The 14,511-nt window shown below is 71.4% G+C and carries 10 protein-coding genes; 8 read left to right on the forward strand and 2 right to left on the reverse strand.

The window, feature by feature from the left end:
• The first annotated feature begins 182 nt into the window (after positions 1-182).
• The 3 genes from KUM49_RS15230 to KUM49_RS15240 all read left to right on the forward strand — a co-directional run bounded on the left by KUM49_RS15230 (position 183) and on the right by KUM49_RS15240 (position 2,299).
• Complete coding sequence (locus KUM49_RS15230) at positions 183-827, forward strand: TetR/AcrR family transcriptional regulator (RefSeq protein ID WP_217237373.1); 645 nt, start codon at positions 183-185, stop codon at positions 825-827.
• Positions 828-887: 60 nt separating this feature from the next.
• Positions 888-1,589 (forward strand): ribonuclease HII, encoded by a 702-nt coding sequence (locus tag KUM49_RS15235; RefSeq protein ID WP_217237374.1) that lies wholly within the window; start codon positions 888-890, stop codon positions 1,587-1,589.
• 68 nt (positions 1,590-1,657) lie between these two features.
• Positions 1,658-2,299 carry a hypothetical protein gene (locus tag KUM49_RS15240; protein ID WP_217237375.1) on the forward strand — a complete coding sequence of 214 codons (642 nt, stop codon included), beginning with the start codon at positions 1,658-1,660 and terminating at the stop codon, positions 2,297-2,299.
• Positions 2,300-2,585: 286 nt separating this feature from the next.
• Here the strand turns inward: KUM49_RS15240 and KUM49_RS15245 are convergent, their stop codons facing one another.
• Together KUM49_RS15245 and KUM49_RS15250 are read right to left on the reverse strand one after the other, a co-directional pair.
• Positions 2,586-3,221, reverse strand: a complete 636-nt coding sequence (locus KUM49_RS15245) for a hypothetical protein (RefSeq protein ID WP_217237376.1) — start codon at positions 3,219-3,221, stop codon at positions 2,586-2,588.
• A gap of 282 nt (positions 3,222-3,503) precedes the next feature.
• Positions 3,504-5,675, reverse strand: a complete 2,172-nt coding sequence (locus KUM49_RS15250) for a RecQ family ATP-dependent DNA helicase (RefSeq protein ID WP_217237377.1) — start codon at positions 5,673-5,675, stop codon at positions 3,504-3,506.
• Positions 5,676-5,849: 174 nt separating this feature from the next.
• Between KUM49_RS15250 and KUM49_RS15255 the strand changes: the two genes are divergently transcribed.
• From KUM49_RS15255 to KUM49_RS15275, 5 genes are all read left to right on the forward strand, one after another.
• Positions 5,850-7,610 (forward strand): DUF4192 domain-containing protein, encoded by a 1,761-nt coding sequence (locus KUM49_RS15255; RefSeq protein WP_217237378.1) that lies wholly within the window; start codon positions 5,850-5,852, stop codon positions 7,608-7,610.
• 804 nt (positions 7,611-8,414) lie between these two features.
• Entirely contained in the window at positions 8,415-10,382 is a 1,968-nt protein-coding gene (locus KUM49_RS15260) for a glycogen debranching N-terminal domain-containing protein (protein ID WP_254401298.1), read from the forward strand.
• A 129-nt stretch (positions 10,383-10,511) separates the two neighbouring features.
• On the forward strand, positions 10,512-11,270 hold the full coding sequence (locus KUM49_RS15265; RefSeq protein WP_217237379.1) for an NUDIX domain-containing protein: 759 nt from the start codon (positions 10,512-10,514) through the stop codon (positions 11,268-11,270).
• Between the two features lie 170 nt (positions 11,271-11,440).
• Entirely contained in the window at positions 11,441-13,309 is a 1,869-nt protein-coding gene (locus tag KUM49_RS15270; protein WP_217237380.1) for an ATP-binding cassette domain-containing protein, read from the forward strand.
• 162 nt (positions 13,310-13,471) lie between these two features.
• On the forward strand, positions 13,472-14,359 hold the full coding sequence (locus KUM49_RS15275) for a FadR/GntR family transcriptional regulator (RefSeq protein ID WP_217237381.1): 888 nt from the start codon (positions 13,472-13,474) through the stop codon (positions 14,357-14,359).
• Positions 14,360-14,511 lie beyond the last annotated feature (152 nt).

Consider the following 14,511-nt stretch of genomic DNA (forward strand, 5'->3'; position numbering starts at 1 on the left):
GTCCCCCACAAGTGCCTTAGTGAACGGTCGCGTTCACTGTCGCGTCAACGGTAGTGAGCCCTGAGTAGTGAACGCAACCGTTCACTCAATATGTCGTCGTGTGGCACGTCCCCCACTGTCGCCGCGCGGCGCTGTCCCCGCTCCCGGAATCCCCACTTCCCCCGCCTGTTGGAGAAGCTCAGATGGTTACCTCGCGCTGGACGGCCGCCCCCGCTCAGCCGGTCTCCCTTCGCCGGCGCGGTCCCGTACTGGAACGCGCGATCCTCGATGCCGCCCTGGATCAACTCAGTACGGTCGGCTGGAAAGGCCTCACGATGGAGGGCGTTGCAGCCGGCGCTCAGACCGGGAAGGCCGCGGTCTATCGCCGTTGGCCGTCGAAGGAGGACCTCGTCGCGGACGCACTCCAGGCCGGACTTCCAGCTGTCGAGGAGGCACCCGATCTGGGCAGCGTGCGCGAGGACCTGCTCACCCTGTGTCGGCGGGCGCGCGACGCGATGTTCTCGCGGCCCGGCTTCGCGCTCCGTGCAGTGATTCACGAATGCGATCCTGCGCAAGCGGAACGCTTTCATGGCGTGATCTTCGGGGGGGTCGTGGAGCCGACCCTCCGACTGCTGCGCGAGATCATTGCGCGTGGGGTGGAGCGGGAGGAGGTGCGGGCCGATGCGATGAACGGCTTCGTTTTCGATGCCATTCCGGCCATGATGATGTACCGATCCAAGGTGTGCGCGAGCGAATGGAGCGATCGGGATCTGGAAGAAATGATCGACCAGTTGATGCTCCCGCTGCTGCGGCCGGCAGTGGGTGACCGGGGTCTCGTGAGCCGGTGAAGGCGTTCAGCGAAACCGGGGTGTCGGAGAGTGATCCCGGCGGCGTACGCTAAGGGCGCCATGCCGTACGAACCGCCTACTCACACCGTCGAGCGCTCCCTGCGCGCCACGACCGGAGCGAAGGTCATTGCCGGTGTCGACGAGGTGGGGCGCGGCGCGTGGGCCGGTCCCGTCACCGTCTGCGCGGCGATCACCGGATTGCGCCGGCCCCCCGAAGGCCTCACCGACTCCAAGCTGCTCAGCGTCAAGAGGCGCACGGGGCTCGCCCTGGAGCTGGAGAAGTGGGTCACGTCCTACGCCCTGGGTCACGCCTCTCCGGAGGAGATCGACCAGATGGGTATGACGGCCGCTCTGCGACTCGCGGCGGTGCGCGCGCTGGATGCCCTGCCGGTCCGTCCCGACGCGGTGATCCTCGACGGGAAGCACGACTATCTCGGCACGCCCTGGAAGGTCCGCACGGTGATCAAGGGTGACCAGTCGTGCGTGGCTGTCGCGGCGGCCTCTGTGATCGCCAAGGTTCAGCGCGACAAAATGATGGCCGAACTGGGTATCGACCATGCAGACTTCGATTTTGCGGCCAACGCCGGGTATCCCTCGCCCGTGCACAAGGCCGCACTGGAGGAGCGGGGCCCGACCCCGTACCACCGGTTGTCGTGGGCGTATCTTGATGCGCTGCCCCAGTGGCGGCACCTCAAGAAGGCCCGCAGCTGGGTGGAGGGAAGCGTTCCAAGGATCGAGGGTCAGCTCGGCTTCGATTTCTGACGGATCCGCTCGTACTCATGTGCCACCCGCCGACGCGAGCCGTACCAACGTTTGATAAATATCAGCTCATGCCTCTCATTCCCGAGGAGCCTCAGATTCACGAGAGTGCCCAGGGTCCCCGCGCCACTCCGGCCAGTGGCCGTACCGCGCCGACCCCTCGTCCCGTACCCGGCCCCCGACCCGCGGCTCACCCGCGCCCCGGTCGGCCCGGCCCGCTGCGGCCCACGCCGCCGGTGCAACACACACCGCGCGACGCTGCCGTGGCCAAGCCCGGAGCGCCGGGCCCCGCCGCCCCTGTCGCCGCTGCTCCGGCCGCGGTGACTCCGCAGATCCAGCTCATCCCGGCCTCCGCCGAGGGTGCGCTCGATGCTGCCGAGGAAGCCGTCGACCTACTGCTGGACTCGGGTCGCGCCCCCGGTGACGTGCTGGTGATCACCACCGGCGAACAGCACCCGTGGGCCGTCCATGAACTGTCCTTCGGTGAAGCCTCCTACTGGGCGCAGCACGACGCGGCCGACGACGTCTTCTACACGGACGCCGCCGTGGCTTCCCGCGCCGCATCGCGCCCCGTGGTCGTGGTCGCCGTCAACGGCGGTCCCGACTCGGCAGCCGCCGACGCCCTGCCGCTCGCTCACGCGCGGGCCGGTGCCCTGTTGGTCGTCTGCGGTAACCCGCAGCAGCTCAACTCGGTTCTGGGCACTGACGTCTGAGCGGCTTTCCGTACGCCCGGCGGGACGCCGGGGGTGATGGAGGTGCCGCCCAGGCGGCACCTGCACGGCGGCTGCTTTGTCGTGCCGGCATCCGTACGGTCAGCGCTCTGCCTTGCCCTGCGCACTGCGGGGCGCGTGCGTGCCGTGGCTGTCAGCCACGCGGTCGTTGCTGTTCGCCGTGCCGGTGCTTCGAGCTGTCGTACGGGCTCGGCGGCGTGCGGCGGGTGCCCCACCAGGCCGTACGCGTACGGCATGAGCACCCGGCCGAGTAGACGCTCGGCCGGTGTCAGCGAGCCGCCGCGCGGCGCAGTACCTCCGAGACGGCGCCGCCTGTGCGCGGCAGCGGAGGCGGCGCCTCGGATGTGGCGAAGGGCTCCGGTGCCGAGTCCGCGTTCGGGCGGCGTCCGCCCCGACCCTCGCCGAGGACCTGCCAGCCGTCCCGGGTCAGCGTGATGTACGCCCCGCAGCGCAGCCCGTGAAGGGTGCAGGCGTCACGCAGTCCCCACATCCACGCGCCGTCCTCCTCGGTCCAACGCGCGTCCCCTTCACGGCAGTAGAGCAGCACGGCGGTGCGCACCGGTGTGCGGCGACGCAGGTCGTGCGGAATCACCCGGCGCAGCTGGGCCAGCAGCACGTTGCGGGACATCCAGCCGTCAGCCGGTGCCGGACGGCGGGTGAACGAGGCGCTCGCCCGAAGCCGCTCGTCGGCGTCGAGGACCGCGACGATCGCGGTCGCCGGCTTGGGGAGATGCCGTGTGTGCAACCCGCTGACGACCTCGCGGGGATTGCGCAGCAGGGGGATCCCGGCAGCGGCCCACTCCGCGGGTTCGAGCATGCGGGCCAGAGGATTGGTGGATGCGGCGGACAGGTCGGCAGGCGACGATGTCGACGCCGCGGAGGACGGAGCGAATCCGAAGGTCACGGTCCTCCCTTCGGCTACGCGCCCACACTGCGGGCGGGGTCGGATTCGGGGGAGCGCACACCGCAGCAGAGCCCTACCTGGTCACGGACGAGCCGTGCGGGGAGCGGACTTCAATTCTTCCTGTCGAACTTGGTTGCGGCAACGAGCAATTGGGCCTACAGGACCTTTTCGAGAGGTTAGCGTCTTATATCCCTACCCGGTGTTCCGAAAGACGACGCACGGGACGTTCGAGCACGACACATCCGTACGCCGCCACGGGGCTCTCCGATGTCTGACGCGTGCTCAGCCGCGTACCGCCAGGACCAGTGGCAACACCCCTTGCGCACCGGACCTCAGGAGTAGACGGGCGGCGACCGCGAGGGTCCAGCCGGTCTCTGTCACGTCGTCCACGAGCAACACAGGGCCGTGCGCGGCATCAAGCGCCTCCCGCAGCGGTGGAGGCACGACGAGTGCTCCCTCGAGGGCGCGCAGTCGTTGGGCACTGTTGGAGCGGGGCAAGGAAAGGTCGGCCGTATGGTCCGTGTACGCCAGGGACCCCAGGAGGGGCAGTCGGCCGACCTCGGAGATTCTGTTTCCGAGAGACCGGACCAGCTGCGGCCTCGTGCGCGAGGGCATGGTGACCACGCCGGTGGGACGGGGCGGCGCGTCCGGCTTGCCCGACGCCCAGCCGTCCGGTGCCTTGGCCCAGTCGGCCAGTACCGTCACGACGGCCTTCATCACGTCGTCGGGAGCGGGGGCGTCCGGGGCGTGGGGCGCGAGCATGGGGCGGAGCCGGTTGCCCCAGCCGATGTCGGAGAGCCGGCCCAATGCCCGGCCCGGGGTGGCTTGTTCTCCGGACGGGATACGGCCCTTGAGGTTGACGCCAATGGCAGGGAGGCCGGTCGGCCACATCTTGCGGGGGTCGACCACGACCCCCGCGCGCGTGAGGGAGCCGCCCGCGGTGTCCAGTGCGGTCGGGGAGACGTCAGCCGTGAAACGGGGGCCGACGCAGTTGTCGCAGCGACCGCAAGGGGCCGCCTCCTCGTCGTCCAGCTGCTGCCTCAGGAACTCCATGCGGCAGCCGCTCGTGGTGGCGTAGTCGCGCATGGCCTGTTGCTCGGTGGAGCGTTGCTTGGCAACCCAGGCATAGCGTTCGGTGTCGTACGACCAAGGGATGCCGGTGGCGGTCCAGCCGCCCTTGACGCGGTGGACGGCGCCGTCCACGTCGAGAACCTTGAGCATGGTCTCCAGGCGGGTGCGGTTCAGCTCCACGAGCGGTTCGAGCGCGGGCAGGGACAAGGGGCGGTTCGCCTGCCCGAGGACGTCGAGAGTGCGGCGGACCGCCTCCTCGGGCGGAAACGCGACGGAGGCGAAGTAGGCCCAGATCGCTTCGTCCTCCCGGCCCGGCAGAAGCAGCACCTCGGCGTGCTCCACGCCGCGCCCGGCGCGGCCGACCTGCTGGTAGTACGCGATGGGGGAAGAGGGGGAACCGAGATGCACGACGAAGCCGAGGTCGGGCTTGTCGAACCCCATACCGAGTGCGGACGTGGCCACGAGCGCCTTGACCTGGTTCGCGAGCAGGGCCTCCTCGGCCTGCTGCCGCTCGGCGTTCTCCGTCTTGCCCGTGTAGGAGGCGACCGTGTGACCGCACTGCCGCAGAAAGGCGGTGACCTCTTCGGCCGCGGCGACCGTGAGGGTGTAGATGATCCCGGAACCCGGCAGGTCAGCCAGGTGATCGGCGAGCCACGCCAGCCGGTGGGCCGCGTCGGGCAGCTGGAGCACACCCAGGCTGAGGCTCTCGCGGTCCAGCGGGCCGCGCAGCACCAAGGCGTCCGAGCCCGTGCCCGTGCCCAGCTGTTCGGCCACGTCCGCGGTGACCCGTGCGTTGGCGGTGGCCGTGGTGGCGAGCACCGGAACGCCGGACGGGAGGTCGGCGAGCATGGTGCGAAGCCGCCGGTAGTCGGGGCGGAAATCGTGGCCCCAGTCGGAGATGCAGTGTGCCTCGTCGACGACGAGGAGCCCGGTGGCGGCGGCCAGCTCGGGCAGGACGTTGTCGCGGAAGTCCGGGTTGTTGAGTCGCTCCGGACTTACCAGCAGCACGTCGACCGTGCCCGCGGTGACCTCGGCCTGGATGGTCTCCCACTCCTCCGTGTTGGAGGAGTTGATGGTCCGGGCCTGGATGCCGGCGCGGGCGGCGGCGCCGACCTGGTTGCGCATGAGAGCGAGCAGCGGAGAGACGATCACGGTCGGCCCCGCACCGCGCTCGCGCAGCAGGGCGGTCGCCACGAAGTACACCGCGGACTTGCCCCAGCCCGTGCGCTGCACGACGAGGGCCCGGCGCTTGTCAGCCACCAATGCCTCGATCGCCCGCCACTGGTCCTCGCGCAGTCGGGCCGACCCGGTGCCGTCCCCGACGAGTCGGGTGAGGACCGCATCGGCTGCCGCGCGCAATTCCGCGTTGCTCGTGTGCGTCATACGTCCCATACAACAGGACGGCACTGACAGGCGGGCTCCGAGGCCGGGCCGAGGCGGCAGGGACATGTGCGTGCGCAAGGAGGTCAGGCGTGCGGGGACCGTGTTTGGCGTGACCCTGACCGGACTTATCCACAGGCGAAAGCGGAATGCGTCGATCCGCGAGATCGTCTGCGCATGACGAATCACAGCGAAACGACTGGATCCTCCGAGAACGGCGACATCGGCGGACGTGACGGATATGAGAGGCCCGAAGTCCCGGCTGCGGACGGCCTCCGCCTCCCGGCCGTGGCCGGCGAACACGTCGAGTGCGTGACGTACGACGCCCACGGAAGCGACCATCAGCTCACCTTGCGCACACCGGCCGAGCTCGCCGACGCCCTGCCGTACCTGCTCGGGTACCGCCCCGAGGACAGCATCGTCCTGGTCGCTCTGCACGACCGAGGCGGGCGCGGCCGCTTCGGTGGACGTGCCCGGCTCGGCATTCCGTCGAGCGAGGACGACTGGGAGCCGGCGGCCCGACAGCTGGCCCGGGGCCTGATCACGGGCAGCGAGCGCAGGGGTGCCAAACCCGAGCAGATGGTCGCCTACCTGTGCCAGGAACCGGTCAAGGGCCAGACCGGCCAGCAGGTCATGAGGCGGCTGGCCCGGCTCGCCGGCCTTCTGCGCACGGAGTGCGGGCGGCTCGACGTGCCCGTGATCGAGGCGCTGTGCATCTCCGACGGCCGCTTCTGGTCGTACTGCTGCCCGAGCGAGGGCTGCTGTCCCCCCGCCGGGGTGCCGATGGGGCTGCCCGGCACCTCCGTGCTGGCTGCCGCGGCCACCTACGCCGGACTGCAGGTGCGCGGCACGCTGCGCGAGTTGCGGGCCAGGCTGCTGCCCTGGGAGACCGCCGCCGCACTGGAGCAGGAGGTCGCCCTGGACACCGCGAGCATGGCGCAAGTCCCCAGGATGCTCGACGAGGCGAGCCGGGCGGACGTGGCGGAGGAGACGGTGGCCCTCGCCGAGCGGGTGATGACCCGGTTCGCCGAAGCGCCGCCCGTCTCCAGCGACCTCCTGGGGGACCTGCGGGACGACGAACTGCTCGGACACGACGAAGCGGCCACATTGATCCTCGGCCTGCAGGACCGCTCGACCCGCGACCGCGCGGCGGAGTGGATGGAGGGCCACGAAGCCGGCCCGGCGTTGCGTCTTTGGCGAGCTCTGGCACGCCGCTGCGTCGGGTCGTACGGCGAGCACGCTGCGGCCCCGCTCACCCTCGTCGGCTGGGTCGCCTGGTCGGCCGGTGACGACATCGAGGCACGGGAGGCCATGGCCATGGCGCTGGGCGCCGATCCCGACTACCTCTTCGCCCGGCTCCTGCACCAGGCCTGCAACGAGGGCCTGGACCCCGAGTCCATCCGCCACTGTCTGCGCGCAGAACGCGAGGCGCGGATGGCGCGAGCGCGTGCGGAGGCTGGGGGAGGCGCCTGCGAGAGGGCAACCGAATCCTCGGTGCCACGGGAATTCGCGGCACCGGTGCAGGGAGAAGCGCCATGTGCTGATGGGACTTCGACGCTGCAGGAGGTGAGGCCAGCGGGGGAAGCTCCCGTGTCGCAGAACGGGTCGGGTACCGGCGGACCCGGCACGGCGGTTTCGCCCGCGGGAGCTCCCCGTCGCCGTCGACGGACCCGGGCGGGCGGTGGCTCCGACGGCCGCTCTTATTCCGCCGGTGCGGGAGGACGACTGACGGGGAGGGACGAGGACGAGCCGCACACCCGCACACGTCCCACTGGTGCTACCCGTCCTGGCGCTCCCGGGACCGGCGGTACGCGTCGACGGCCGTCGGGGCAGGAGAACGCGTGCCGACGCTTCACGGGCCAGGACAGCACGCGCCGCCGCAGTACCCGTCCCACAGCCGCGCAGGCGGGAGACGACGCCACCGAGGGGGAGGGATGAACGACCGCCGCGAAGTCGTCGGGCGACTCCGTGGTCTGGCAGGCCGACTGCGTGAGGGATACGCGCGGCTGTGGCCCGCCCTCCGCCGCCGGGTGGCGGGCAAGCCCGCCCAGGGCAACCTCCGGCACGACTGGGCTGAGCGACTCCGGGTGAGGCACCGAGATGGCGTTCGGCTCCTGCTCGGGCGACAAGAGATCCCCAGCCTTCGCCCTCGCCGCCATTCGGTCGGCTTCCCTCGTCGCGGGCGTGACCCCGAGGAGGTCCGGCCCGTTCACCTGAGTGGCGGAACACCTGTAGGGGTGCCGCCGTACCGCCCTTGTCCCCCAGGAGCCCCGCACCCGGCGCCGACCACGACCCAGGCGCACAGAGCGCAGAGGAAGCCGCCCCTTGCATCAGCCGACTCCGCCCTCAGCCACCGACGACAGCTCTATTCTCGGCAGTTCCGCGCCGCCCTGGAGCAGAGCCGCGAGCCCACCGCCGCAGGTGCCGGACTCGACCGAATCCAGGGGACAGGAGAGGCAGCGGCCGGGTGTGGATCCCCGCCGGTATCCGTCTCCGTCGCTGGCACAGGACAACCCCCGGCCCGTCTCAGGCACGGGTCCGCAACGCCGGTCGTCTGCGCCCACGGAGCCGAACCCGCCGCTGCCGACGGCCCAGCCACCACGCCCCGCTCCGTCGACGACGCAGCAGCGCAGGCCGCACCGAACCATCTCCCGTCCGGATCGCTCGATCGTGCCCACTCAACAGGACCACCTGCACTCGCCCTCGTCGCCCCCGCCCTCACCCCCGAATCCCACCTCGCCCCTGCCGCCTCGCCGCTCGGCCGACCTGCCCCCGGCCCACGCAACGCTCATCTGCGTCGCGCTCCCGGGGCTCGTCATCTCCTCGGACCAGGGGCAGTTGACCGGACACGGCCTGGAGGGGTTCTATCGCGCGGGCCGACGCGTGCTCTCCCGCTGCCAGCTTCGCGTCGCCGGACGCGAACCGGTCGCGGTCCAGGCCAGGACGACCGCGGCAGATCGCGCACGCTTCGTGGGGACACTGCGCGCCTCCCCGGGCGCCGGACCGGACCCGGACGTCGTGGTTGAGCGCACGCGTCACGCGGACGGCACGGAACGCATCACTCTCCACAGCGCGGCCACCCGCCCGCTCCGCCTGCCGGTGGAGGTGGCCCTCGGTACGGATCTGGCCGACCTGGGGGCGATCGCGTCGGGACGGGCGGGACCCGAGCTGTCCGCCAGCGTCCACGACTCCGGCCTGCGCTGGTCCTGCGCCGGCGCGAGCGCATCGGTCACGGCCGATCCGCCGCCCGCCGATGCCCTGGCCTCAGCAGGTCTGCTGCGCTGGGAGTTCCAACTGCCCCCGGGCGGCACGGCGAGCTTGGAACTGCGCGTACGGCCCGACGGTGCCGGACCCGTCAGGGCCGCGGGACGTGCCGCGACGAGCCCGCTGGCTACCGCACGGGCGTCCGGCGACCACCCCGGAGTGCCGGCCCTGCTGCACACCGGCATCGAGGACCTCCAGGCCCTGCTGCTGCGCGATCCGGCGCACCCCACCGACACGCACCTGGCGGCAGGAGCACCCTGGCGCTGCGGGATGGCACCGGTCGAGGCACTCGCCGCGGCCAGGATGACGCTGCCGCTCGGTACCAGGCTTGCGGCCGGCACCTTGCGCACTTTGGCCCGTACCCAACTCCCGGGCGCGGGCGGACCGCGGTTCGGCATGATCCCGGGACCGAGGCGGGACGCGGGGGTGCATCTGCCGCCCGGTTGCACGGGCACGGAGGCCACTCTGCTCTTCCCGGCCCTCCTCGCGGAGGCCCGAAGGTGGGGGCTTCCCCAGCCGGAGACGGAGGAACTGCTACCAGTGGCCGAGCGGTGCCTGACCTGGCTGCGGACGACCGTGGGCGACGGTACATACCTGTGCGACCCGCAGCCCGGCGGGCCCGTCCGTTGCGAGACACAGGCCCATGCCCATCGCGCGGCGGTGCTCGGCGCCGAACTGCTCGACGCGTGCGGCAGGCCGGGCGGCACGGAGCTGCGCCAGTGGGCACGAGAACTGCGTACGGCGTTCCGCCAGGACTTCTGGGTCGAGGACCGTGGCGGCGGCCGGCCGGCGATCGCCCGTGCCCCGGACGGGCGTCTCGTTCCGCAGCTTGGCGCCACAGCCGTCCATCTGCTCGACACCGGCCTGCTGGGTGGGGGCGAGCCGGCACCAGGGCTGCTCGACCGGGTGCAGACCGAACAGCTCGCCAGGCTTTTCGGGAGCCCGGCCATGGACTCAGGCTGGGGCCTGCGCGGAGTGGGCGAGAAGGAAGTGGGATACAACCCGTTCGGCCACCGCGCCGGTGCCGTACGGGTCCACGAGACGGCCGTCGCCGTCGCCGGTCTGGCCGCTGCGGGCTACGAGAAGGAGGCCGGTTCGCTGCTGCGAGGCGTCATGGCGGCAGCCGAGACGTTCGGTCACCGGCTCCCCGAGATGTACGCGGGCGAGCAGCGCACGGAAGGGGCCGCGCCACTCCCGCATCCGGCGGCCTGCCGCCCGTCGGCGACCGCAGCGGCTGCCGGTGTCCTGCTGCTGACCACCCTGGCAGGGATCCGCCCCGACGCCCCGGCCGGGACGGTCACGCTGCGCCCGATGCGCAGCGCGCCCCTCGGAGAGATCAGCCTGACCGGTTTGCGCGTGGCAGGTGCCCCCTTCTCCGTGCGGGTCAGCCGACTCGGCCTCGCCATGGTCGAGGAGGCGGCCGACGGCCTGCAACTCGGGGCGTGACCTCGTACGACACGGCAAAGAAAGACGACCGGAGCCAAGTCTGAACCCCGACCGGACCGAAGCGGACCGGCCGCCGGTGCGGCCGACGAAAGGAGTGTTTATCGTCAAGCAGACGACTATGATCGCCGCATGCCCTACGACCCGTCAGCCTTCCCGCCCTTCGCCGTCACCGTGGACCTTGTCGTGCTGACCGTGCGCCGCCATGCTCTGTGCGCGATGACGGTGCGCCGGGGGGAGCCGCCGTTCCAGGGACGCTGGGCGCTTCCCGGCGGTTTCGTACGGGCCGACGAGGATCTGGCACAGGCAGCGGCGCGCGAATTGGCGGAGGAGACAGGACTGCGCGCGCACGACCCGGCCGTTCCCGTCCAGGACAACGGGGCACACCTGGAACAGCTCGCGACGTACGGCGATCCCAAGCGCGATCCCCGGATGCGCGTGGTCAGCGTCGCCCACCTCGCCCTCGCCCCCGATCTGCCCGCTCCGCGCGCGGGAGGCGACGCGAGCAACGCACGCTGGGCGCCCGTCGAGGAACTGCTGCAGCAGGGCGGTTACGGCCGGGACGGCGAACCCGTCGCACCGCTCGCCTTCGACCATGCGCAGATTTTGGCGGACGGCGTGGAGCGAGCCCGTTCCAAGATCGAGTACTCGTCGCTGGCCACCGCGTTCTGCCCGCCCGAGTTCACTGTCGGCGAGCTGCGTCGCGTCTACGAGGCGGTGTGGGGTGTCGCGCTCGACCCGCGCAACTTCCACCGCAAGGTCACGGGCACGCCCGGCTTCCTCGTGCCCACCGGCGGTACGACCACCCGCCAGGGCGGCCGCCCCGCCCAGCTCTTCCGCGCCGGCGGGGCCACGCTCCTCAACCCGCCGATGCTGCGGCCAGAGGTGTGAGACCGAGAAGCGGGGCCTGAAGGGCCGACCGGCTCTGACGGAACCCGCGGACCGGCCTCTGGTCCAAACGGCGAACAGGGGCCGTCTGGGCTGCCGAGGGACTGTTGGAGGCTGCGTAGCGGGCCTTGCGGTACCCGAAAAAACGGACATAGCGCGCTATCTTGCTACGGGTGATCCAGGCCTTCGGACTGACCAGCAACCCCCGCAAGGATCTTCCGCCCGCGGTCGACGACGTCTCCTTCGAAGCGCGCGCAGGCTATGTCACCGCGCTCCTCGGAGCGGCGGGAGCGGGCAAGACGACGGCGCTCAGGCTGATGCTCGAACTCCAACGGGGCCGCGGCATCACCTATTTCAGAGGCCGTCCCCTGCACCGCATCGCGCACCCCTCGCGCGAGGTCGGGGTGCTGCTGGGTGACGTGCCGGGCCATCCCGCCCGAAGCGTGCGCGGTCACCTGCGCATGCTGTGCGCTGCGGCGGGCGTCCCGGTCCGGCGTGCTGACGAAGTCCTCGAGGTGGTCGGTCTCGTCAGCCTGCGGGAAGAACGGCTCGGCACTCTCTCGCGCGGCGTGGACCGCCGTCTCGGTCTGGCCTGTGCCCTTCTGCCCGACCCGCACACCCTTCTCCTGGACGACCCTGCCGACGGCCTGTCCGCCCGCGAGAACCAGTGGCTGCACGGCATGCTGCGGGCGCACGCAACGCAGGGTGGCACGGTCCTGTTCACCACGGCCGACCCCAAGGAGGCGGCGCGCGCCGCCGACCGTGTCGTCACGCTCGACGAGGGCAGACTCGTCGCCGACCAGGACGCCGCGGACTTCGCCCGTACCCGGTTGCGCCCCCGGGTAGCCGTGCGCAGCCCTCACGCCGCCCGCCTCGCGTCGCTGCTCGCCAGGGAGGCCCGCGCTGCTCAGCGCTCCGTCGAAGTCGTACGGGAGAGCGGCAATCGTCTGTCCGTATACGGCAGTACGTGTGCCGACGTGGGTGAGACCGCATTCCGGCACGGCATCCTGGTACACCAACTCGCCGACGAGGTCGGTGACACGGGCACGGGTGTGGCGCCGGCCCCCTCTGTGGAGTCACACGTACTCGACGGGACGCTGTCGGACGGCGTGGAGGGGGAACCCGGACCGTCGCAGGTGTCCGGTCCAGCGGAAACACACACCGGTGCGAGCGACGGAGAAAGCTGCCCATCAGCCGCGGCCGGCCCCGTCGAAGCCGTCACAACCATCGACCCCTTGGCCCCCCTCCCGCCCCCGATCTCCGTCCGCCCCGCGCCCAGCCCCCTGCGTCCGCTGCGCTACGAACTGCGTCGCGCCGCCGGGGTCGGGACGGGGTTCCTCACCGGCGCCGGTGTTCTCGTCGCGTCCGCCCTCACCGCCGTACTCCTGGCACGAGTCGGACACACCCCGCAGCCGCGTCTGCTGGCCGCGTGGCCGCGGGAACTCCCGCTGCCGCCCGCGGCACTCGGCGCGGGGCTGCTCGGGGCGCTCGCCTTCGGTGACGAGTTCCGCCATCCCGCCCTGGCGGTGGACCGCGGCACGGTGCCCCGCCGACTGGGGCTGCTCGCCGCGAAACTCGTGGTCGCCGCGGCCACCGCGCTGCTGCTGGCCTTGCTGACGCTGGGCTGCGACGCCGAAGCGCTGTACCTCGTCTACGGACAGGAGCTCGCAGAAGTTCCAGCCGACTGGTTGCCGCTGGGTGTCAGTTGGATCGGGTTCGTGATCGGGTGCGCCTGGGCCGGAGTGCTGGCCGCGGGAGTCTTCCGGTCCACCACGGCCGGGCTCGCCGCAGTGGTCGCCGTACCGGTTCTCGTCGTACCTCTCGTACAAAAGGCCTTGGAGGGGGCGTCCGTGCGGGCGGCGGCCGGATTCTCCGTGCGGCTGCGTGAGGTGTTCCTTTCGCAGTGGCCCTTCGGGGGAGAGCGCTATCTGTCTGCCGCTGTGCGTGTGCTCGCCCAACCCGTCGGTGGTGCGCTGACGTTGTCGCTGACCGCTCTGCTCTGCGCATACCTGTTCACGACCCTGCGTAGCAGGGTCCGATGACGACCGTCCGCTCCCCATCGGTTCCTCCGTGCGCACAACTCCCCGGGGTGCGCCCATTTCTTTCCGATAAGGCGTCAATTGCGACGGGGTGAGCGATCACCCTTTCGTGTGCTTTTCACCAAAGACCTCAAGGGAGTTGGAGGCGACGCCGACAAAAGATCCGTGAGTACCCTTGCGCACACCATGATGACCGCCGCCCGCTCCGCAGACTCCGGTCTCGCCGGCCCGGGCGAACTCGACCGCTACCCCTACGCCGAGGCGTCGGCGCCCGACCGCGTCGGCATCCCCTCCTGGGACGGCGCGGACCCGGAGCTGGGCCGCATGGGCCGACGCGCCGCAGGCAACCGCGGGCGCGGACTGCACGGCCAACTCGTCCAACAGCTTGGCCAGATGATCGTTTCCGGTGACCTGGGCGCCGACCGTCCGCTGGTCCCCGAGGAGATCGGCCAGCGCTTCGAGGTCTCCCGCACCGTCGTCCGCGAGTCGCTCCGTGTCCTGGAGGCCAAGGGCCTGGTCAGCGCCCGCCCGAACGTGGGTACGCGGGTGCGCCCCGTCAGTGACTGGAACCTCCTCGATCCGGACATCATCGAGTGGCGTGCCTACGGGCCGCAGCGCGACGACCAGCGCCGCGAGCTGAGCGAGCTGCGCTGGACGATCGAGCCGCTTGCCGCCCGCCTTGCCGCCGGGCACGGGCGCGAGGACGTCCAGCAGCGGCTCACCGACATGGTCGAGATCATGGGTCACGCCATGGCGCAGGGCGACGTGCTCACCTTCTCCCGCGCCGACGCCGAGTTCCACTCCCTGCTCATCCAGCTCGCGGGCAACCGCATGCTGGAGCACCTGTCCGGGATCGTGTCGGCCGCCCTGCAGGTCTCCGGTGGCCCGATCGCCGGCTGTGACCGGCCGACCGAGGCCTCGCTGGCGCACCACGGCCGGATCGCCGACGCCCTCGCCACCGGGGACGGCGCGGCGGCCGAGGCGGCCATGCGGCAACTTCTCACCGTCCACCCCGAGGTGGAGCGCGTGGTGCCCGCGCCGCGCGAGCACTGACCGGGTACCTCAGGCGGCGCGGTCGGCGATGTCTCGCCCCTCCTGTGGCATCGCCCGGCCGTCGAACCGTCTCCCGTCGGACCCCGCAGGATCCTCAGGGAATCCTGCGGGGTCCGACGGTGCGACGTGGCGGTGATTGGGCCGGAATCGCC

Origin of the sequence: Streptomyces sp. AC555_RSS877 (assembly GCF_019049245.1) — a bacterium.
GTDB lineage: Bacteria > Actinomycetota > Actinomycetes > Streptomycetales > Streptomycetaceae > Streptomyces.